Origin of the sequence: Eubacterium sp. AF36-5BH (assembly GCF_003460505.1) — a bacterium.
Classification (GTDB): Bacteria; Bacillota; Clostridia; order Lachnospirales; family Lachnospiraceae; genus Eubacterium_G.
In genome coordinates this window covers 26,716-49,915 of record NZ_QTVG01000007.1, presented here as the reverse complement: position 1 = coordinate 49,915, position 23,200 = coordinate 26,716, and the positions used below count along the sequence as shown (strand labels likewise).

Sequence of the window (23,200 nt, the reverse complement as noted above, 5' to 3'; positions counted from 1 at the left end):
TCTATGGCAAGATTAAAAGAATACAATGGTCATTATTGTGAATCAGAATATGAATATGCCTTTATTGGCTTTTTAGAAGCGGAAGGTTGGAAGTATTCTTCTGGTAATAATATCCGTCGTGTCACAAAAAGAGATGTACTAATTGTTGATGATTTTAAGAAGTTTATGGTAGACACCAATCCGGATTTGACCGAAGAGGAAGTGACACAGATTTTCGATAATGTCCGTCTTGTAGGTGCGGAAAGTGATTTTGCCACTTTGCACAAAGTATATGGATGGATGGTAAATGGTGTTCAGTTTACACCGCAGAATGAGCTACCAGGAATGATACCACTTATTGATTTTGAAAATTGGGATAAGAATATCTTCCGTGTAGTGAACCAGTTTACAGTAGAATATACAAACAATGGTCAAAAAGAAAATCGTAGACCAGATGTGCTCTTGTTTGTAAATGGTATGCCCTTGTGTGTTGTTGAACTTAAAAATCCCGCTGATGCCAATGCGACTATTTATGATGCTTGGGAGCAAATTAATATTCGCTACTGGAGGGATATTCCGCATCTTTTACACTATTGCCCTTTGGCTTGCATTTCAGATGGTGTGAAAACAAGATTAGGTACAGTGCGTACACCTTACGAGCATTTTTATTCTTGGCGCAGAGTAAATGAAGGAGACGCTGTATCCACCTTACCTTTTGCAGAAACAGAAACTATGATAAAGGGTGTTTATTCACCAGAGCGATTCTTGGAGATTTTCAGAGATTATATTTATTTTCAGGATAGTATTTATGATAGCGATGAGCAAGAAATTGTATGTCGTTATCCACAATTTTTTGCTACAAGATTACTTAAACAAAGTATTATTAAATCGGTAGTTGAAAAAAGTGGTAAAGGTGGTACATACTTTGGAGCAACCGGATGTGGAAAAACATATACGATGGCTTTTCTTGCACGTCAGCTTGCACTTCGTTGTACGGATATTCCGGAAATCGGTTCACCAACAATTATATTAATTGTTGATAGAGATGAACTGCAAAAGCAAGGTTCAAAACTTTTTACAAAGAGTAAAGAGTTTCTTAATCTGGGTGAAGTATCTGTTGTAAAAAACAGAGCACAGTTGAGGCAGGAACTTGGTGCAAGACAAAGTGGCGGTTTTTATATTTGTACCATTCAGAAATTCTGCGACAGGAAAGATGACAAAATCGGGCTTATCAATGATAGGCAGAATATTATATGTTTTTCAGATGAGGCTCACAGAACTCAGCTTGAACATTCTAAGAAAATTCAGTTTAGTAAGGATACCGATGAAAATATGAAAGCTATGGTTTCAAAACCATATGCAAAAGTATTGAAGGAAGCATTTCCTCATGCTACTTTCGTAGGTTTTACCGGAACGCCTATTGCGGAAACTTATCAGACCTTTGGTGAAGAAATTGATCGATATACAATGGATCAGGCAGTTGCAGATGGACTTACGGTTTCCATTAAGTATCATCCGCGTATTGCAAAGGTATTGCTTGATAATAAAAAAGTAAAAGAAATTGAGGATTATTATAAAAAATGTGCTGATGATGGCGCTACCTATGAGGATATCGAAGCAAGTAAGAAAGCAATGAGCTCTATGGAAGTAATTCTTGGCGAGCCTTCCAGACTTGAGCGTCTTGCTACAGATATTCATGACCATTATGTTTCATCTTGTGCAGGTGATCCAGACAGAATACAAAAAGCAATGGTTGTATGTTCTAATAGAAAGATTGCCTATGCATTATTACAGAAGTTTAAGGATAAATATCCGGAATGGTTTGAGGAAAAGAAAACACCGGATGGGGTTTCTGTAACAGAAGAGGAACTGAAAGAAGTGAAACCGATGCCATTTATGGCAATGGTATCTAGTGTTGGCAGTAACGATGAAAAAGATATGTATGATTATCTTGGTGGAGTTAAAAATGATAAGCGTTCAGAAGAATTGGATGCTGCTTTTAAACAGGAAAAATCAAATTTCCGTATTGTCATTGTTGTAGATATGTGGATTACGGGCTTTGATGTTCCTTGTCTTACATACTTATATAATGACAAGCCTTTAAAGAAGCATTTGCTGATACAGACAATAAGCCGTGTAAACAGAAAATATCCGGGTAAAGAATATGGTATGGTTATCGACTATATTGGTATTCGCGACAACATGCGTGAAGCTATGAAGGTATATGGAGGCGATACGTCTGTTGCACCGACAGCCGATGATGTAGAGCAGGCTACATCAGTGTTTAGAGAAGAACTTGAAGTATTGAAAAATATGTTCACAGGTTATGATTTATCACCATTTTCAAATCCGGAATGTGATCCGATAGAACGATACAGACTCCTTGCAAAAGCAGCGGAATATGTATTTGCGTCAACAGAAGAATTACAGTCGGAAGGAAATAACGGTGTTCAGAAAGTTTCCTTCAAAACCTATTTTTTAAAGACAGTAAAACGAATGAGGGGGGCTTTTGATATTTGTCAGCCTTCCGGTTATCTTGGAGAAGAAGAATCTGCCCTTGCACAATGCTTTATGGCTATAGCAGGTTTTGTTCGTAAGATGAGCGGAACAAGTGAAGTAGACACTGATACTATGAATCGTGCAGTTTCAAAGATGGTTGAAGAAGCTTTAAAATATAATCAGGTGGAAAGTGTTCTTGAAAGCGGAGAGGAAGAAGATATTTTTTCTCCGGAATATTTTGAAAAATTATCTGATGTCAAAATGCCGGCAACTAAATTGGAATTGCTTGTTAAGATGCTTCGAAAGGAAATTAAGGAATATGGAAAAGTCAATCGGTTAGCTGCAAAATCATATCAGGAAATGTTGGAAAAGACGATTGCAGAATATCATGAAAGACGTAAACATCTTACTGCTGAAGAAGCCGGTGAGGCACAGGAAAAGGCATCTGAAGATATAATTAAGATTGCAACGGAACAGGCTTTAGCTATTCTTCGTCAGATGAACGAAAACAGAGAGAGTTTTCGAAAAATTGGCTTAACATTTGAGGAAAAAGCATTCTATGATATTTTGATTTCTTTGCGTGACCAATATAACTTTGAATATGGAACAGATAAAGAAGTGGATGGTGTTATAGTCAATGATAAATGTAAAGCTTTAGCAAAGAAAATAAAAGATATTATTGATACAAAGTCTTCGTTTGCCGACTGGCTCAATAACCAAAATGTAAGAAATGGATTGAAATTGGAAATCAAAATATGCTTGGTGAAGAATGGTTATCCGCCACAGTATAGTCCGGAAGTATTTAACAAAGTTATGGAACAGGTGGAGAATTTTGAGGAGTATTCTGGAACAGAAGGTATAGGAAATGAAGCATCTACTTCTGGGAAAATTTATGAGTATAAGCCAGAGTATAAGGTGATGATGGTTGCGGAAGATTCGTCGAAGTATGGTGATTCAAAAAATAATCAGTAGGGAGGTGCTGAATATGAAATACATGTTTTTCTATGATGAAACAGAGCATAGTAGAAAAATTAATTATGAGACTGTTACTGCGAATAATTACTGTGATAATTTTATAACTGGAATTGTAGGGTGGAAAGCAGAAGAAAATGAATGTATTTCTGACAGATATCTTGCTTTCGAATCGAAGTATACTTATAGAAAAAAAGACGGAGAACTAAAAAGCCAGACTATGAAAGCAAAAGATTTTAGGCTGGGGTTTGCGTCTCTTAATAATCATACTATTGAGTTTTATGAAGACCTTGTATCATTGCTTGATGATAAAATAGTTATTTATTTCTCTGCGTTCAGCAAAATAGAATATGTTATTAACCAATTATTTGTAAATTATCACAGTTCTATGTTTATTAATGTTGATTATATGAAATACTCAATAATTAAGGCTATCAATATATATCGACCACAAAAGGTGATAGAAGCAATCTATAAAGAACCACAAATATTTGTTAAAGAACTACGGTCTTTTTTAGAAGATAGGATTATTAAAAATCAAGCGAATACTGCTTTGAAAGAGCATGAGAATCAAGCATTTCAGGAAATACTTTTACTGCTTGAGGACACAGAGGTACCCGAAACATTAGATTGGACCTATTTTGCACCTTTTGATGGATTTAAGAAATTGTTGACAGAGATGAATGTTAATGAATATCAGTTGATGATTGACCGAGAAGGAAAAGAATCGCATACATTGAATTCTGCAAAGAATGTAGGACTTAAAAATGTCATCGAAGAAGATTCTAAGGATTATGTTGGAATCAGAATGGCTGATATGCTTGCTGGATTGATATCTCGATTGATGCAATCATTGAAGATATCGTTAACTGGAGATTATAAAGATGGGAAAATGAAGAAGACACTTTTAGATTCGGGCTGGTTTGCATTGAATCAAAGAAAGCTTGATTTGTATAAAAAATTATATCGGGTAATTTGTGAGGTTAATGACTATTGGTACAAATCTTTTTCTGGAATTTATTCGGATGATTTAGTGGCTTTTGTAGCACTTCTTCAATTTATGAATCATTTTTCAGATGCAGATGAGATTCGTAATAGTAAGATAGAAATGCAACCAGAATATTACAATGCTTTTGTCTGCGAGAACTTGAACGAACGTTATAAAATAATGAGAAACAAATTACCGATTGATCCTATAGTAGAAGATGGCAAAGATTATTTTTATAATCAAAGAGGTGCAAAGGTTTATAAGGATATTAACAAGCAACCCATGTTGCCATTACATAGTGGACAAAATGAGTTTTATGTTCTTTCTGTTGGATTTTCACAGAATGGAACTCCATTAGTAACAATCTCTGAAAATGATAAGCCTATATGTTATAGGTTGCCAAATGAGTACAGTGATTGGACTATGACTGTTGCTGGGGTTTCCAGTATGGGTGAAAGATTATTTCCATCAAAAGTGTTATTTTCATTAATTGGTGGAAGGTATTTGGTTGATATTTTATAGATTTTAGGCATTTTAGAAATTTAAATATATAGTTTTGAAAAGTAGGTGAATGATGGAAAAGATTTTTTCGTATAATGTAGATATAGACAAAACAGCATATATGAATTGGAGAACCAGACAGCATCAACCCATTCATGATATGATGATTATTGCTGATGGATACATGAAGGCAGCGATAATGCTCGCACAGGACTGTTTGCAGGACAATATGGATAGGAAGGCTGATAGTGTGGTTTTCCCAATGTTGTTTTCGGCAAACCATGCAATAGAGTTGTATCTAAAATCTATAAACTGGTCTTTGAATATGTTGCTTAATGCGAAAGAGTCCTTTTGTGGAGGGCACGATATCAGGCAGATATGGAATACAGTAAAGAAACGTATGATAGATTTTGAAACCGATAAAGAACAACGAAAACAATTTAAGGAAATGACCAAAGAGCTGGACGATTATATTTCAGAATTATATGATAAAATCGATAAAGATCATAATGCTAATGCAAAGATGAAAAATATGGATTTTTCACGTTACCCGTTTAATGCCGATGACGAATATCATTTTTATATCGAAAATTATGGGAATGAAGTTGTTGATTTAGAGATGTTTGTGGAGATATTCAAAAAGATAGGTGATAACTTAAATTGTATTGCTGGATATTATGAAGAAATGGCAACATTTGTTCCTGATTATGATTGAGAGAAAGCATGGTAATAAGTTAGGGTACATATCTGTATAAAAGAGTGTTCACTATGTGAAGTAAGGATAGGAGGAAAGCATGAAAGTAATAGACGCTAACACATTTGTAAATAGTTTTAAAATTAAGCCGGATAAAAGTATGTCTTTCCTCTTGGGAGCGGGAGCATCTGTATCATCTAATATTCCATCAGGTGGGCAAATGGTATGGGATTTTAAAAGAACGTTGTATTGTACAGACAATAACATTCGGACAAGTTTGTATGGTGATTTGTCTAAGGAGAATGTACAGAAGGAGATACAATCATACTTTGACGGGCGAGGGGGATACCCGGAATTATGGTCGCCAGAAGAATATTCATTTTATTTTGAAAAGTGTTATCCGTCAAGAAGTGATCGAGAGTATTATATTCGAAATAAAGTACGAGATATAAAACCGTCATTGGGATATTTATGTATGGGGGAATTGATAGTCAATGGAAAAATAGATTTAGTTTCAACGACTAATTTTGATGATTTAGTACAAGCTGGTGTTCATTCAATTAATCCAGGGTTTTCAATTAAAACAATATCATCTGCGGTTAGCAATAGTGTCGGATTTGCGTTGAATGAGGGATTTCCTAATATAATAAAGTTACATGGAGATTATTTATTTGATAAACTAAAAAACACAGAGTCAGAATTGCAAAAGCTAGAGGATAAAATTGCAGATATCTGGAAGACCTCTATAAAACAAAATGGATTAATAGTTATAGGATATGCTGGCAATGATAATTCTGTTATGTCTGTATTGGAAGAATTAATCAATGAAGGCGGTATAAAGAAAGGGGTATATTGGTGTAAACCAAGAGGCAGTAAACTTAGTATAAGAGCATGCAAATTTATGGAGAACGCATGTAATGTTAATGAACAGTCAGCTGTGGTTGAAATTGATGGTTTTGATGATCTCATGTATAGTCTATATTTGGCTATGAATTTGGAAAATACCAATATTGATGAATTATGGAAGGGGCATGATAAAAAACAAGAGATTTTATATGATGCGATAGGAAGGCATACAGCATCAGCAATTACTAATGCATTACCAGCAATACAGTTTCCAAGAAAATGTTATGTATTTAGTTCAAACATTACCACTTGGAAAGAATTACGGGCAATAACAAATAATTCTTGTGTTGCTATTTTACATAAAGGAAAAGTATGGGCATTAGGTAGCAAAAACGGAATTTTAGAGGCTTTTGCAGATAAAAACATTAGTGATATTGAGGAAATGGATATTCCAATATATATGATGAAATTGGAACATTCGGATGTTATTGGTATGTTTTATGAGATTATAGAAAATAATTTGTTAAGCAAAGGCTTGTCTTCATTTGGAAAAAATAAGTACTTTGATAGAAATAGCAGGCGATTAAGAAACGGTTATTTTGTTTATGATGCAATTAAAATAGCGATGACATTTGTTAAAGATAATGTAGTTATGAATTTATTGCCTACAGTATATGTATTAAAAAGTGACGGATCTCAATTAGATAGATTTGCGTATCAGAATATTGTAAACAATGAAATGTCAACACTATATAATAAGCAGATGAATGAAAAGGTAGAAATATGGGTACAGAAATTATCAACGAACAGGAAATTAATCTTTGAATTAGGAAATGCTATATTGGAGTTTAGTACACAACGAATTCGATTTGCAGGAACAGGCAGCATTGATAAATGTTATCAAGCAAAGGAAACTGAACTTGCTTTTGACTATGAAAATGATAGTTGCATTGCAGTCAATCAATTAAAAGGTTTAATTAATTATGGACCATTAGAATCATATGCTAATCGAAGTGTACGATTAGCAGTGCTGTCGCCTAGAGAATGCGCAGCAGATATATGGAGGCACTTAAATGAACTAAATAAGCACCATGCAACAACTTTAAAGCAGGATAAGGCATTTTTACCAGAATATATAGGATTTCAAGATGTTTTTAGATGTGGATTGAATATTCCAAATGGAAATGATACCAAAAGATTTAAGGGTTATTCTTTAAGCGATGCTTTAAAGGCATCTGCTGAAGAGTTTTTTAATGGAATTTGTCGATATATTGATGTGATGGAAAGAGAAAAGCATGAATTTGATGTTTTGGTAATCTATATTCCAAATCGGTTAAGTAAAATGCGAGAACTGAAAAATGAAAATGTTTATTTTGATTTGCATGACTCACTAAAAATATATTGTGCAGGAAAAGGTATTGTTACACAGATAATAGAAGAAAGATCAGTCCATACTAATAGTGATATGGCAAAGATTATGTGGGGGCTTTCCACGGCTATATATACAAAGGCTGTTGGAAAATTGTGGAAACCAAAGATGACAAGATATGACACGGCGTATATTGGATTAAGTTATGTACAATCAATAAAGAATAATGAAAAAATATCAATTGGTTGTAGTCAGTTGTTTGACTCAGAAGGAAATGGGATGGAATTGTACTTACGTCCGTTAAAAGATCCACAGATTATACAGAAAAATCCGTATATGAGAAGTGGAGATGCTTGCCGCCTTATGAACAATTTGAAAAGAATTTATGACGAGTCGGTTCCTTTGCATAAACTAAATCGAATTGTAATACATAAGACAACACATTTCACAAAGGAAGAAATGGAAGGAATAACAAAAGGACTTGCAGGTGTGGATAATATTGAACTACTGCAAATTCAAGAATTTTCTGCGTGGCGGGCTATAAGATTTCAGAATGATGTTGCAACACTATTTCCGATTCAAAGAGGAACGGTTATTCCACTTGATAAAGATACATTTTTAATCTGGACACATGGAAGTGTTCAGCATGATGAATTGGCTGGAAAAAATTTGAATTATTACAAAAATGGTAGAGGAATACCTGCACCATTATTGGTAAAAAGATTTATGGGAAAATCATCGGCTCTGGAATTGGTCAATGAAATTCTAATGCTTACTAAAATGAATTGGAATAGTGGGGACGGATTATATAAAATATTGCCTGTAACGCTGGATTTTGCTAAGGCATTGTCCCGTGTTGCTAAGCAAGACTTAGTGGTCTATGATAGACCGTATAATTTTAGATATTTTATGTAAGGATTATCAATAATCAAGAATGAAATCTGTTTAAAGGAGTGGCATCGAATGATTAATATATATACAGAAAAAAAAGAGTCAAAAGATTGGATTCTTCAAAATGACTTGTATTTCAATTTGAATACATGTAATGAAGAAATGTCTGAAAATGAAATAAACCTCATTCGGCAAGTGGATGAGGCAAAACTGACACCAGATAAGCACATTGAAACAAAATATGGATTGGGCACAATACGTAATTTGTCATCTGGATGTAAGACATTACTCAATATAGTAAAGCATCCTGATAAGGTGGTGTGCGTAGAGGAATGTGGTCCAAATGTATTAAAATTTATATTTGCGATGGATGATATAAAGATATATATGTCACGCCCTACACTTGCAGAGATTCCGGATAATGTAGAAATCAGGTTTAATGATAAAGATATAGTAACCGGTAATTCAGGGTACAATGCTTGGTGGAGTAAAGAGTATGAAAGGAGAGAAGCGGATGATCTATAAGAATATTACATTTAAAGCGGATCCATTTTCATACGATTTGATGTTTGATGACAGAATAACTCTCGTTGGTGGAGATAGTGGCACAGGTAAAACTGTTCTGTATGAAATGTTAGAAGATTTAAGACTTACCGACCAATATAAAGCAATTAAACTGTTCAATTACAAATCAGATAATCTTTTAGAGGCAGTTAAACAGTGTAAGGACAATTTTATCGTGATTGATAATGCGGATATTTTGATTAATGATGAAATTAGAAGATTCATTAATTTCGAATTTTCCAATCAATATATGCTTTTTTTGAGAAATTGTGATGGGCTCAATGTATCGGATAAGAGCTTTAAAGTGTTGAAACTTGAAGATAACAGGATAACACTAGAAGAGGAGTTGTGATATGAAATATTTATGGACAGAAGATATAGGTGCAGGACTTCACTTCTGGAAACTGATTAATCAACTTTTCTTTGAAAATGCATTTGTAGTTGAAAGTAAAGAAAGCAATCAGGGAATCTTGGATGCCCTTACAGTTTTGAAACTAGAAAATGATGACGAGTATTATATTGCATTTGATTATGTAGTTGACAATCAGGATATTCGTAATAAGTATCGCTTGTTGAAATCAATAGCAGAAAAATCAAAAGGAAAGATTATACTTCTAGATATGATTTGTTTTGAACACTTAATTCTTGCATTTGACAAGCTGGTTACTTGGACGGGCACCGGTAAGGCAGACAAAATCAAGATTCGAGAAGATGTTTTGTCGGCAATTGAGGATCATAGAATCAACTTGTCAAAGATTAATGACGAGAAGTCGTTACAGTATTTAGCAGGGTTTAAAAGATATTCTACAGAGCGAGTGATGAAATCATTGGTAGGCGAATTTACACAAAATGAGAAGTGGTCTGTTAAAGGTCTGCTTATGGGTGAATGCTGGTATAAAGATTGTTGCGTATCTGAACATCCGGATAGTCTTAGGTGTGGAAAACCAGAGGTTGAAGGTGGAAGTGAAAAGATGAAATTATTGATAAAGACTAAAGCGGTTCAAAAACTATTAAATATATTACTCCATGAATGAAAATATGCGATATGAGGTTGACAGATAAAATGTAATTAATACGGAGGAACATAAAGGAATAAATGCTTATAAATAAACATATTTTAGATGACAAATATATTTTTGAACTTGCTTCTATTTTTAAAGAAAAAGGATGGACGATCGAACAAAGCACGGACGATGAATATTCAATATTTGATCTTTTTTGTGATCGACTTCAGTCTTTAGAATCAGATTCAGATAGAGATTTGATAATAGAATTGACTAAGAACTATTTAGTTGTAGATGTGGATGAATATTGTAATTATCTATCGAAAACTCTTAAGATTTTTTTTGAAGAAAAAAAGTATTTGTTAGATAATTTAGATACAATTCACGTTTTTCCAGTGCAAGATAAAGATTATATTGATAAAACAAAGAGCGGAAATATAATTTGTTATTTTTTACAGGGTATTGTATTTCGAAAGCTCTCTGTATTCCGTGATAAAAGAGTGAGAATTATTGAAACATTTAACGGCTTAGAAAAACACAAGGATGAAATTGAAATTTTAATGCTAGTAGATGATTATGTTGGATCGGGAGATACTGTATTAGGGTGTATTAATACAGTAGAGGAAAAAGGAATTTCAAAAGATAAAATTAATGTATTAGCTTTGGTATTACAAGAATGTGGAAAAAATGCTGTTGAAGGATATGGAGTACCTATATATGCATCTGTGATTAAGAATAAAGCTATTTCCGATAATTATGAACATGAAGAAGCTGAGAAGAAAGTTGAACAGATGAAAAAAATTAGTAAACAAATAAGGGTGAAAGATCATAATTTGTATTTGGGATATAAGGAATCAGAAGCTCTAGTTACAATGATTAAAACACCAAATAATACTTTGCCATTTTATTGGTATGAGGGAAAAAAGGATGGGAACATTATGCTGGCACCTTTTTCAAGGCGAAATAACGTAGGAGTGGATACATAAATATGAGTGAATATTTAATCTTTTTAATTTTAGATATTATTAATAAGAGTGCGTCGATAGGAACAATCCTCAAGTTGGGATATTCATATTCAGAAGCTTTAAAGATGTTTAATGAGTTGGAAAATATGGGATATGTATATACTGATGATGAAATTAAACAAGGAATTACACAGCGGGGAAAGAATAAGCTGTTAGAACTAGAGGAAAAATATCGATACAAGGAGATTGCAAAATTGGAACAATATAAAGTAGAAAAAATGTCACTTGAAGATATATATTTACCTTGATATAATATAGTAATCTTGGAACTGCTAGACTTATGCACTTTGTGCAGGGTTGTCGAGTCTGTCAACCTAAGAAGAACTTATTTTCAAGCCTGTGTAAGAGCAATCTTTATTTTGCAGGAGCAAAATCAAGATTGTTCTTACGTATTCGAGAATTCGGAGAATTCTCTCATCATATAACTGCATCAAATGAGTAAGCTCATTTGCCGTAGTTATATGACAGATACTATTTAGTAGCTGTTCCAAGATTTTTTGGAGGATATTGTGGACTGGGAAGATTATAAAAACGAGTTTATTAGAGTTGCGAAAAAAAATGAGAAAAATGAAGATTATTGTGACAAATGGTTGAAGTATGCAAAAAAATTGTATGATAAGCGTTTGCCAATAATTTTTAATCAAGAACACTTATGCTTGTTATTAGGCTATAAAAAACAGTATGTTTATAGTGTAAGTAATTCCCCTGCTGATTTTTATAGATATTATAAAATTCCTAAAAAGAATGGGAATTTTAGACAAATATCTGAGCCACTGCCCAGTTTGAAAGAGATACAAAAATGGATTCTTGATAATATTTTGGTAAATGTAGATACGAGTGTATATGCAAAAGCATATATAAAAAAGAAATCAATAAAGGACAATGCGCGATTTCATAGAAAACAAAAAGTGCTTCTTTCATTGGATATCAAAAATTTTTTTGATTCAATAAGTTCAGATAAAATATTTGATTTGTTTTGGAATTTGGGATATAAAGAGGATGTTGTTGTGATGTTGACAAATTTATGTTGCTTAAACGGTTCATTACCTCAAGGAGCACCAACCAGTCCTATGCTTTCTAATATTGTATTAGAGGATTTTGATAATGAAATTGGTCTATATACAATGGAACAAAAGATTAGATATACAAGATATGCAGACGATATGACTTTCTCTGGAGACTTTCATCCTGGAAAAATTATCTCAAAGGTAAAAAGACAGTTAAATGATTTAGGATTGAAGCTTAACGATGAAAAAACAAGAACTAGAGGACGAGGACAAAGACAAGAAGTTACTGGAATTGTTGTTAATGAAAAAATGCAATTACCTAGACCTGAAAGAAAAAAGATAAGACAAGAAATGCATTATATAATAAAATATGGCATAGAATCTCATCTTGAATATTGTAAAATAGAAAAAGCAAATTATCTTTCACATTTAAAGGGGAAGATAGAATATGGATTATTTGTTAATCCGTATGATTATGAGCTTAAAGAGTATTTAAGTTATTTAAATAATATAAAGGACTGATAAATACTTGTACCATTTTCGATGTTAATGTATAATGTCCTTATGGCAACAGTTTGGCAACGTCCATTCATAAGGTCAGAATAAATAATGTAATTGATATAGAAATATGCCCCATATTCAACTAATGCTTAATCAAAATAAGTTAAGTTTAACCTGGGACATAATGAGTTTGAATAACGGACAGAAATGCCGAAAGCCTGTATTTATGCGGACTTCCGGCATTTGTTTTATCGGATGGCTCTAGTTTGGCTCTATTTGTGGAGAGAGTAGTAGCAAGTTTAAGGAGAAATTATGAAAAAGATAATTATATTAAGGGGTAACTCTGGAAGTGGAAAAACAACAGTAGCTAGAGCATTGAAAAAGAAATAGCGAGAAAATGTTGTTCCGAATTAATGAAATTTGGGTTAATAGAGATTATTGGAAAGGAATACATGTTGACAGCACGGGTTTATGAGGCAGTAAAGTAAGATATTGAGTATACCAGAGATAAAACAGTACAGTATATTAAAGCAAAAGATATGATTACAAAATACATTAAATTGCAAGGATATATTAATCGTAGTACAGTACAAGAGTTGTGTGGATTTACGGATCAGCAGGCAAGACGTACAATTGAAAAAATGAAAGAAGAAAATATTATTGAAATGAGTAATGGTGGAAGGTATGCGAAATATATTTTAAAAGAAATTTAATTTGTTATTCAACTTGGCAATGCCGAGTTAGAGAACGAGTTAAAATGAGTGTAAAGACAAAAATTAGTAAATGTGTAGCTTTATCATGGCATTTTAACTTGTCATATTGAATTAGACGCCAAGTTAAAAGCCGAGCTAAAACTAAGATAAGTAAAAAGTGTTAATACTTTCAATTATATCAATAAGTATGATGTTGATTACATATTTTTGAAAATAATAAGAAAAAATTTCTTTTCTAATATATCAAAAGTAAAACAATTGAAAAATGAAATTGAGAATAATAAAAAGGAAGAGAAGAGATGTCTTTAAAAGAAACAGGTGAGTTAATTAAATCTATTTTAAATAATGTTAAAATAAGTTGGATTGGAATGGCAATAATAATATTGTTGCTTATTTTTTTTTGTGTCATAAAATGGATTTTGAGTAAATATAAAAAAGGGAAAAGGACTATAAAAGAAAATGTAAAAGAGTTTTGTCGAGATTTGATAAATTTAAAAGTTTGGAAAAGAATCATTTTATGTATTGTAGTAGTGATTCTTTGTGTGCTTGTATTTGTATTTTGCTATTTGGTTAAGAAGCCGAGTCCATATCAAGAAATCGCTATATTGAATGATGAGAATGAGATTATTTATCCTATTGGTGTAGACATTCTCAATGAGAAAATAATTGGAGAATATACATTTTTTACATATAATACATCTCAAATGATTGGTGATAAAATTATTACATACCCAGTATTGTATAAATGGCAAAAAGGAAAAATTGCCGAGAAAATAAGTAAAGATGCTTGTCCACATTTTGAAGTGATAAAAAATAGTGTTATATATTTGAATTCAACATTGGCAGATCTATCACATGGAGAATTGTATGTTGCAAGACCTGATGGAATGAACAAAAGAGTTATGGAAGAAGAACTATATGATTTCTCAGTAGATGATGAATATATTTATTTTACATATTGCTTTGATACAATTGGTGCTGGGCTGGAAGGACATGCTTTATATAGAATCGATTTAAATGGTAATCATATGACTAGAATGGCTTACGAAATATCTAGTCCAATTTTAAAAGGTAGTCATTATAATGTTAGAATAGAAAATGGGTGGGCAATATATTCAAATTATAAAATACAGATTGAAAATGAAGCAAATGGATTAGAAAAAGTGGTGTTATTAGAAAATACAGATGATGATTGGATATATTATACTTCAAATAGGTTAATAAAAGCTAAGCCAGATGGGACTGAGCAAATAGTTTTAGATGAGGCTGATGACTTTTGGTATCAAATTGATAAAATTGAAGGCGAATATATTTTTTATCAAAAAGGAAATGATAAATATAAGATAGATATCAATGGGGAAAATAAAGAAAAATTAAATGATTAGTTATGAAATGTTCGGACGGGCGAATATTTTTTATTAAAAGAATTGTAATGCGGTGTTAATGCAAAAAATGTACTATATTGTAGATGAAGTATATATAAATAAAAAACAGGAGTGGAAGAAATTTGTTAATTAATTTATATGATAATCCTAGAAAATTGTATAAATATTATCCATTATCAAAAGAATATGCAGTAAAATTGGCAGATGATGAAAAAGGTACAGACATCTTAATGTTTGCGCCTAATTTATCAAGAGAAGATGCAAGCAGTATTGGAGAAGTAATAGATAAATGGAGAGCAATAGCATTAGATGGATATATATTTTATGCATCACCACAGTTTTTTAGGGTTGAATTTATAAGATGTCTATCATGTATTATAAAAATATATTAATGACTTGAGTATTCTTTCAAGTTTTTTCTAAAAAACTCGAAAGAATACTCAGAGAGCAGTTTAAGATATAGCAGTGCTATGTAAGTTTAGTTAAATTCATTCATAGCATCCACATATGCCTGTAATCCATTAGGTTTGCAAGCCAATTCAGCATACAGCAGAGGATTTTCTTGGGCAAGCCGATATAGATACGCAATGTCATCAGGTGTGTTGAGCAAGACAGCTGAATTGCATTTTTCACAACTGATAGTAAGAGGTGTGCCGGTATATGTATCATTGATGGCATTAACAATAACGGAATATGTGTCAGGTTCATACATACCAAACAGGTAACAAGGATTATTTTGCTTCATGATGTTCTCCTTCCCACAGATACTTAGCACCATCAAGCAGGTCAATGATGGCTGTAAGCAGATTGTTATAATCGGTCTGTAGTTCTTTGATTTCATCGCTTGTAGGAAGACTGTTTAAAGCTTGATGTTCACAGCATTCAATAAATGATTTTTGCATTTCAAGTAATTGCAGATACAGAGCATTAACAGTCTGCACAAGAGGATATATAGTTTCTTTCTTGCCGACAACGCAGATGCGATTATAGATGCAGGAACGGACAAAGTAATCTTTCTTCATCATGCCGCTGGCAAGGATACGAGCTTCGATTTGTTTGCGTTCAGCATCGCTAATTCTAAAACTTATAGTTGGGTGTTTGTGTTGATTGCTCATAGAAAAGCTCCTTTTATAGTTGGCGTAGCAGCAGGCACAGTTAAGCACTCGCAAGCCAAATTTGATTATTCGTTTTTAGTAGTAAAAGTAGATTATATCTGCCATGGATTTCGTAGAAGCAACATGGAATAATTGCAACTGATTTGCTACTAAAGTTTTTGAAAACGATATGAAAAGAGTAACATAAGATGAAACAGATGCGGTGGAATGCCGCATCAAATCAACATTTTTGATTTGATGATACTTCCTTTGGGAAGAGTTTGAGTAGCCGTTTTTTTGAATTCAAATTTTTAAAAAGCCTTTAAATAAAGGGCTTTGAACCACATAATTGTATATAATATTACCGAAGTGATACCAATATGATACCATTTCGGCAAATATAGGAGAAATAAGGCTCCAATGTGATTAATTAGTCACATTGGAGTCTTTTTTTCGTTTTATAAGTAAGTAAAGTAGTAGCGGTGCTACCACGACTTTGGGAAGAAATACATTTATATTAAAACTGTGGTCAATGAAAATAAAATAACAGTTTATAAAAAAAAGGAGATGAGAAATATGTAGCAGAATGATTAACGGAAAACTATTTGTGTGAGGTGTAAAATTGATTTACAAGTATGGCATTGTAGAGCACGTGTATATCATAGAAAATGGGATGCACATAAAAGAAGTGATAATAGTTAATATAGCCAATGGTTTCTATCAGATCTGCTTTACGGATATAAAAGGCTCAATTAAATTAAGAGAGTCAAGACTATATAAGACTATTGGAGAAGCAGCGACAAAGAACAGGGCTACGAAAAATGAATTTTGATACTACTATTGATTACATTGTTACAGGTAGGAAATGCATTGTAGTTGAGGATGAGGAACACTAAAAAAGTAGTAGTGGTGCTCCCACGTAATTTAGTTATAACAATAGTAAGATAAAAGAGGTTCAGGAAAGAACCAGAATCCTTAGAATCGAGGATTAGCATTAGAATGTGTAATGAGTTTCTACTATATGTAAATAGTTTGAAAATATGAATGAGCCGTGACCCATATTTGGTAGCCGTGATATTTTCATATACTGATGACGGTCAGATTGAAAGAGACTTGTTGGAAAGGACTTTTGGCGTTGTCTGATGTTGCTTTTAACATCCCAACATACCAGACGTGGTAACACATTCCTTTATTAGAGAAGGAGATTAAAATGGATAACATTGAAATTGGAAATAGAATAAGAGAAATCAGAATTAAGAAAAATATATCAGTTTTTGAATTGGCATATAGAACAAAAACAAGCCAGTCACATATTTATCAGATTGAGGGTGGTTCTCAGAATATGAGTATAGAATTATTATTCAAGATAGCAGACACCTTGGAAACTGATCCAAATACAATATTAGGAGTTAAGAACAACATAGCATCTGTGGATGAAGCATTAAATGAGCTTCCATTAGAAATGAAATCAAAACTCTCAGTACTATTCGGAGCAATGATTAATCAGATAAAAGAACAGGATGTAATTAATTAGATAAACAGACGATATGAACTATTTTTTCTTTCCTCGTGATTAGAAGTTCATATCATATTTGAATATAGTTTCTTCCTATAATTTTTTGGAGAACCTTCAGGAATGCAAAACCTGAAGGTTTTTTGTTTGTAATAACTAATAATATAATTATTTTATAAATTTAGGTCATAACATAAGATGTAAAATTGTGTGTTAGGTACTAGAAAAACAAATGAACAAAAGGGATTTTATATAGAAAAAAAGAATGCAAGACAAAGTGATTAAATATTATGCGTCGTGCTATTGTAAAAAAGTCAGCTTGAGAAAAAAAGTAGAAATTGTAGTGGTATAATGATATATAGGAAAAAAGACAATTTAATTTTTAATGGCGAGAGTAACTAGAAATGGATGCGGTAAAAATGTCACATCTATTTTTTTATATTTTATAAAAGAGGGTTAAAATTTATAGTATGATAGGTTTTATTTGAACAAAAGTGACGATTTACTAGGAAAGGGGTAATTAATGCACGTTTTAGTGACCGGTGATGTACATGGTGATATTTTGCTACTATTGGAAATGGTAAGGAGTATTGAGAATGATGAAATGTTGTTTGTAACGGGGGATTTTGGATTATTTTGGTTTGATATAAATTCAAATAGTGATAAATATACTATACTTAACAATATGCTTGAGAGCAAGAATGCATACATTGTCTTTGTAGATGGAAATCATGAAAATCACAATTTTATTAATAGAACAGAAATAAGTGAGTTCTGTGGTGCAAAATGCCATAAGTTATTGCCTAGAGTCATTCACATAATGAGAGGTGAAATAGTCAATATAGATGGAATCAAAATTTTTTGTTTTGGCGGAGCTTATAGTGTTGACCGCTTTTGGCGCGAGAAAAATAAAACATATTTTGAAGAAGAACTTCCTAATGAAAATGAGTACGATAGTGGACTAAATAATTTAATTAATGCAGATTTTAAAGTTGATTATATTATTACCCACACTTGTCAAAGGAGGCTTGTTAAGAAACTTGGTCAAAGACACAAAGCAATAGAGGAAATTAAGTTACAAAATTACATTCAATGGATAGTGGACAATGTAGAATATAAGAAGCATTATTTTGGACATTGGCATATGGATAAGAAAATTAGTGAAAGTGATATAGCTATATTTAATAATATCAGGAATATGCATACCGATGAAGTGGTTGGAAATTTTAGAAGAATAATGTAGCAGACTATTAGTTTGTTTGTAAAAAAATTAAGTTATTAAAGAGGTGCAAATGAATATAGAAATTTATTCAAAGAAAGCAATTGAGGAGTTATTAAAAAAAGTAAAAAAATTGAAGAATACAGCGGTTATTAGTTTTTATGATCCACCAAATGCAAAAGGAGAGAGGGCTACTCCCGTTGATTATTCAGGAAAAGCAGATATGCTATTTCAAGTAGCAGTAAATGATATTGATATAGAAGTATTGCCGGAATATGATTTGACTTTTGAAACATATTTTACAGAAGTAGATGAACTGGCAGAATTTATAGATGAGGCATATAATAAGAATATGGATATTATATGTCAATGTGAATATGGTCAAAGTAGAAGTGCAGCATGTGCAGCAGCTATATTGGAATACTACAACAAGAATGGTATAAGCATATTTGCTGATTATAGATATTATCCGAATCAGATGATATTTAATAAAGTTTTAGATGCTTTAAAGAAATATAACAAGATAAAATAAAAGTATTATATATTAAAATATTATACTTACATTACACCTTGTATGTGTTATAATTAAAGTAATTATGAGAGCGGAAAAATTGGATATATAAGGTCATTAAGATAATGTGTAAGAAAGGGACGAAATATGAATTACACTATACCACCAAAGAAAATGATTATAATAAATATTTTAGACATTCTAAAACGTTATACTGATGAAAATCACAAATTAAGTCAGAAACAGATAGCTGAAATATTAAAGAATGAATATAACACTACTGTTGAACGCAAAACTATCAAAAGAAACATTATGAACCTCATTGATTTCGGATATGAAATTGAATACACAGAGACGGTTCGTTATGTAAAAAACAGAGAGGGGGTTAAGGAAGAAAGCTCGATATTATCTGATTTTTATTTAAAAAGAGAATTTACGGACAGTGAGCTACGACTTTTAATTGACAGTTTATTGTTTAACAGATATTTACCAGCCAGACAATGCAAAGATATGATTGCTAAGATTGAAGGTTTATCTAATGAATTCTTTAAATCACGTGTTAAACATATTCAGAATTTGCCGGACAATATGCCACGCAATAATCAGCTATTTTTTACACTGGACATATTGGATGAAGCAATAACAAAACACAGGAAAGTTGCTTTTACATACAATGAATATGGAACGGACAAGAAACTTCATCCAAGAAAAAGTGAACCTTATGTAATTAATCCATATCAAATGGTGGCTGTTAATGACAAATACTACTTGATTTGCAATGTGGATAAATACGATAATGTGGCACATTTTAGAGTTGACCGAATGACAGATATAAAGATGCTTCAAGAAAAGGTTAAACCGCAAAAACAGGTTAAAGGCTTGGAAAACGGAATTGATCTTCCAAAACATGTTATGGAACACATATATATGTTTAGCGGCGAAAGCATACGTGTGAAGTTTAAAGCTAAAAAATACATATTGAGCGAAATCTTTGACTGGTTTGGGAAAGAGGTTCAGTTTATGGACGAAACAGACGATGAAGTAACATGTTCGGTGTATGTGAATGAAATGTCAATGAGAAAATGGGCGTTACAGTATGCGTTGCATGTAAAGGTATTAAGTCCACAAACGTTAGTTGATGCAGTTAAAGACGACTTAAAAGCAGCATTGTTGAACTATGAAGAAAATTAATGAGTAAGTTACTTTAAAAAAATGTTAAATTAAAAAAGCAAAGGAGAAAACATATGAGAATTTTAAATCATGACATGCAAAGATTTTTGACTTATACAAATTTTGAAATTGACATTGATAATGAAAAGGAAGATATTTTAAAAAAATGTATTAATAGAGCGTATAGGGATTTGTCAAGAAGAATACCTTATAAATACTCACTTTCGATGATAAAGAATATGAAAAAAGAAGATGCAAAGATTTTTAATAATAAAAAGGAAGAGTTTAAAAATAGTGTATATGAACTATTTAAAGAAAATATAAATTCAATCACAGAACCTATAGAATTGATTGAGTTAATTAAACAAAAAGCTGATGAACAAGATATATGGACAAATGAAAAAGGATTTACATATGGTCTTTCTCAAAAATGGGTAAATATGACGTTGAAATATTTATTGATGTTTGATGAATGCCCTATCAGTAAGGAAAAATTAGATGTTCCGGTGGATAGTTATATTATCAAAGTAGCAAATGCTTCTGAAGAAAAAAATAAACTGGGCTTGGATTTAAATTATTGTAAGTCAGTTAAATGGAGTACATGGAATGACATTACGGAATATACTATTTTCCAAGACAAGATAAGAAAGAAAACAGAAGAGAAAAATTACGAAACAAAGATTGATTGGGAATATCATGCATGGTTAGAGCAGGCGAAAGAAAATAAATAGAGAATAAAATTGTGATATGAAATTTAAGTCAGAAAAAATTCTTACATCAGTTGTAGGTAAAGAAAAGGTGATTTATATTCCGGAAGGTTTTACACATATAGATGAATATGTATTTGCTGAAAATTCAAACGTAGAAAAAGTAGTTATGCCAAAAACTATGAGAAAAATTGGAAGAGAGGCTTTTGCTGATTGTGATAATTTGAAAACAATAATTTTTAACCATGGAATAGAACAAATAGGTGAGGGAGCGTTTGATGGATGTGGTAACATAAATAAAATTAGAATACCTGGAACTATAAAAGAAATCGAGGACTATGCATTTGAGGGATGTCGTAAGCTTGATAATGTTATGAATGATTTGATGTTAAAGATAAAATAAAATTTCATAGGACAAATTTGTCTCATCAGTTTTGCTATTCTTCTTATAAAGATTTTGTATGAACTATTTATAAAATCGAACTTACTATAGGAGGGAAAAGATGGGACTAAAAATTGACACAAATACGAGGCGCACAGACTATTTCAATTTAGATATGTTGCTTTCGGAGTTACCATTAAAACTAGAAATGTTGGGGTGCTCAAAAGAAGCTTATGATGAAATGGAACAGTTATATTACGTAAGTTTTACACCTAAAGAGGAAAGGCAATATAAAAACGAAAGTTTTGCTATATGTATTTTGAAAGATTTTTGCAGATTGGAAACACCAATTTTAGAGAGATATATCAAATTACTAGTTTTTTTAGATGATGATGATAGTCTGTTTGATTGGGACAAAGAAATTTTAAAGGAAGAATTGAACAGGATAAAAAAAGTAATCAGTTTGGAAGGTGAGTATGATGGAATGTATGTAACTGAAGATGGGCAAATATATAATCAAATGTATAAGGCATTAGAACATGCAAAGGAGAATCCACTTATGTATACTTGTTACGAAATACATAAGAAAAAAGAGTGGTCAAAAAAGGATGAGTGTATATTTTGGTATAATAGATCTTGCCAATTAGTAGGTTATGAATTATTTGAAAACGAAGGAATAAATGAAGAAATTAATGAAGAAATTAATGAAGAATTTTGGAAGTGTAAAAATTAGAATTAGAAATAGTTTTATCGGAAAAGAATATAGCTTATTCACAGGAATAAAGTGTACACACATAAAGAAAGAGAGGAAGTTTTTATGCACACAAAGGAAGATATTGTTAAAATATCAGAAGAAAATCTTGATATTGCAAGAAATGAATTGATTCAAGCAATTGAATTTAATAATGACTTTTTGCTAGATGAATGTGAAGATTTAAATGATGTAAATGAGTTACTAAATATCGATGATCTTGTATTTAATGATAAATATGATCATGTACTATATGACAATGCAGAGTCAAAGATTTACTTTAATAGAATATTACGAAAAATATTAAAAGGTAATTCATCAAAGCATGCACTTAAACAACAATATGAAGCAGTTATAAAATTTATCAGAAGAGAAAAAAGAAAATCCAAAGAAATTATTCAAAACGAAACAGAATTTATTGAGGAATGTAATGCATTGATTAGTTTAATTGACGAATTGAGAGGAAAAAATGTTAAAAGGTAGAATGATTTATTTGGATGTAGTAAATCCTAGTTGCTGTTAGAATTAGAAAAAACACAGGCGTTTTAAAATTGATTCGCCTGTGGTTTTTTACTGTAAAAAAGAATTTATAATAATATTCTATAAAAAAATTTTCCATAATAAACATTGAAATATAATTTAATTTTGTCCTTTACTAAATTAACAAATACTTTATGAGTTTTTAAACCATTATCCAGTTCAGGATGAGAAACAAAACAGGTAAGAAGAAAACAAATATAAGCTTGACTTTTTGTTAAACAAAAAATATAATAGCAACATAGGAGGTATGCATATGTCAAAGATGGGAAGACCAAAATCAGACAATAACAAAGATAAAATTGTTGCTGTAAGGCTTACTGATGATGAGCACAAAAGACTTACTATGTATGCCGAAAGACATTCACTAAATATGTC

The 23,200-nt window shown here is 31.7% G+C and carries 23 protein-coding genes; 21 read left to right on the top strand and 2 right to left on the bottom strand.

Annotated features, from left to right (window positions below; translation table 11 throughout):
- The first annotated feature begins 3 nt into the window (after nt 1–3).
- The 13 genes from DW006_RS08460 to DW006_RS08400 all read left to right on the top strand — a co-directional run bounded on the left by DW006_RS08460 (nt 4) and on the right by DW006_RS08400 (nt 15,330).
- Entirely contained in the window at nt 4–3,450 is a 3,447-nt protein-coding gene (locus DW006_RS08460) for an HsdR family type I site-specific deoxyribonuclease (protein ID WP_117999885.1), read from the top strand.
- 13 nt (nt 3,451–3,463) lie between these two features.
- Entirely contained in the window at nt 3,464–4,960 is a 1,497-nt protein-coding gene (locus DW006_RS08455) for a DUF3800 domain-containing protein (RefSeq protein ID WP_117999884.1), read from the top strand.
- 100 nt (nt 4,961–5,060) lie between these two features.
- Entirely contained in the window at nt 5,061–5,654 is a 594-nt protein-coding gene (locus DW006_RS08450; RefSeq protein ID WP_243002605.1) for a hypothetical protein, read from the top strand.
- 79 nt (nt 5,655–5,733) lie between these two features.
- Nucleotides 5,734–8,763 carry an SIR2 family protein gene (locus tag DW006_RS08445; RefSeq protein ID WP_117999882.1) on the top strand — a complete coding sequence of 1,010 codons (3,030 nt, stop codon included), beginning with the start codon at nt 5,734–5,736 and terminating at the stop codon, nt 8,761–8,763.
- Between the two features lie 48 nt (nt 8,764–8,811).
- Nucleotides 8,812–9,264 carry a DUF4869 domain-containing protein gene (locus DW006_RS08440; RefSeq protein ID WP_117999881.1) on the top strand — a complete coding sequence of 151 codons (453 nt, stop codon included), beginning with the start codon at nt 8,812–8,814 and terminating at the stop codon, nt 9,262–9,264.
- Entirely contained in the window at nt 9,254–9,655 is a 402-nt protein-coding gene (locus DW006_RS08435; RefSeq protein ID WP_117999880.1) for an ATPase, read from the top strand. Before DW006_RS08440 ends, DW006_RS08435 begins: the two co-directional genes overlap by 11 nt.
- A 1-nt stretch (nt 9,656) precedes the next feature.
- Nucleotides 9,657–10,337 carry a hypothetical protein gene (locus DW006_RS08430; protein WP_117999879.1) on the top strand — a complete coding sequence of 227 codons (681 nt, stop codon included), beginning with the start codon at nt 9,657–9,659 and terminating at the stop codon, nt 10,335–10,337.
- Between the two features lie 62 nt (nt 10,338–10,399).
- Nucleotides 10,400–11,293 carry a hypothetical protein gene (locus tag DW006_RS08425; RefSeq protein WP_117999878.1) on the top strand — a complete coding sequence of 298 codons (894 nt, stop codon included), beginning with the start codon at nt 10,400–10,402 and terminating at the stop codon, nt 11,291–11,293.
- Nucleotides 11,294–11,295: 2 nt separating this feature from the next.
- The gene (locus DW006_RS08420) at nt 11,296–11,580 is read left to right on the top strand and encodes a hypothetical protein (protein WP_117999877.1); all 285 of its coding nucleotides are present in this window, start codon (nt 11,296–11,298) and stop codon (nt 11,578–11,580) included.
- Between the two features lie 261 nt (nt 11,581–11,841).
- Nucleotides 11,842–12,861, top strand: coding sequence for a retron St85 family RNA-directed DNA polymerase (locus DW006_RS08415; protein WP_117999876.1), 1,020 nt, complete (start codon nt 11,842–11,844; stop codon nt 12,859–12,861).
- Between the two features lie 518 nt (nt 12,862–13,379).
- Complete coding sequence (locus DW006_RS12050; protein WP_158561098.1) at nt 13,380–13,553, top strand: hypothetical protein; 174 nt, start codon at nt 13,380–13,382, stop codon at nt 13,551–13,553.
- A 299-nt stretch (nt 13,554–13,852) separates the two neighbouring features.
- A complete protein-coding gene (locus tag DW006_RS08405) occupies nt 13,853–14,938 on the top strand; it encodes a hypothetical protein (RefSeq protein ID WP_117999875.1) in 1,086 nt (361 codons plus the stop codon).
- A gap of 122 nt (nt 14,939–15,060) precedes the next feature.
- The gene (locus DW006_RS08400) at nt 15,061–15,330 is read left to right on the top strand and encodes a hypothetical protein (protein WP_117999874.1); all 270 of its coding nucleotides are present in this window, start codon (nt 15,061–15,063) and stop codon (nt 15,328–15,330) included.
- A gap of 86 nt (nt 15,331–15,416) precedes the next feature.
- Here the strand turns inward: DW006_RS08400 and DW006_RS08395 are convergent, their stop codons facing one another.
- Both DW006_RS08395 and DW006_RS08390 read right to left on the bottom strand, forming a co-directional pair.
- Entirely contained in the window at nt 15,417–15,683 is a 267-nt protein-coding gene (locus tag DW006_RS08395; protein ID WP_117999873.1) for a hypothetical protein, read from the bottom strand.
- On the bottom strand, nt 15,670–16,053 hold the full coding sequence (locus DW006_RS08390) for a hypothetical protein (RefSeq protein ID WP_117999872.1): 384 nt from the start codon (nt 16,051–16,053) through the stop codon (nt 15,670–15,672). The genes DW006_RS08395 and DW006_RS08390 overlap by 14 nt, the downstream gene beginning before the upstream one ends.
- A 1,189-nt stretch (nt 16,054–17,242) precedes the next feature.
- Here DW006_RS08390 and DW006_RS08380 point away from each other — a divergent pair.
- From DW006_RS08380 to DW006_RS08345, 8 genes are all read left to right on the top strand, one after another.
- Entirely contained in the window at nt 17,243–17,566 is a 324-nt protein-coding gene (locus tag DW006_RS08380) for a helix-turn-helix transcriptional regulator (RefSeq protein ID WP_117999870.1), read from the top strand.
- Between the two features lie 502 nt (nt 17,567–18,068).
- Entirely contained in the window at nt 18,069–18,788 is a 720-nt protein-coding gene (locus DW006_RS08375; RefSeq protein ID WP_117999869.1) for a metallophosphoesterase, read from the top strand.
- Between the two features lie 49 nt (nt 18,789–18,837).
- Nucleotides 18,838–19,296 carry a dual specificity protein phosphatase family protein gene (locus DW006_RS08370; protein ID WP_117999868.1) on the top strand — a complete coding sequence of 153 codons (459 nt, stop codon included), beginning with the start codon at nt 18,838–18,840 and terminating at the stop codon, nt 19,294–19,296.
- A gap of 126 nt (nt 19,297–19,422) precedes the next feature.
- Nucleotides 19,423–20,466 (top strand): WYL domain-containing protein, encoded by a 1,044-nt coding sequence (locus tag DW006_RS08365; protein ID WP_117999867.1) that lies wholly within the window; start codon nt 19,423–19,425, stop codon nt 20,464–20,466.
- A gap of 53 nt (nt 20,467–20,519) precedes the next feature.
- A complete protein-coding gene (locus tag DW006_RS08360) occupies nt 20,520–21,176 on the top strand; it encodes a hypothetical protein (RefSeq protein WP_117999866.1) in 657 nt (218 codons plus the stop codon).
- Nucleotides 21,177–21,192: 16 nt separating this feature from the next.
- Entirely contained in the window at nt 21,193–21,555 is a 363-nt protein-coding gene (locus DW006_RS08355; RefSeq protein WP_117999865.1) for a leucine-rich repeat domain-containing protein, read from the top strand.
- 100 nt (nt 21,556–21,655) lie between these two features.
- Nucleotides 21,656–22,267, top strand: a complete 612-nt coding sequence (locus tag DW006_RS08350; RefSeq protein ID WP_117999864.1) for a hypothetical protein — start codon at nt 21,656–21,658, stop codon at nt 22,265–22,267.
- A gap of 84 nt (nt 22,268–22,351) precedes the next feature.
- Nucleotides 22,352–22,768, top strand: coding sequence for a hypothetical protein (locus DW006_RS08345; protein ID WP_117999863.1), 417 nt, complete (start codon nt 22,352–22,354; stop codon nt 22,766–22,768).
- Nucleotides 22,769–23,200: the final 432 nt, after the last annotated feature.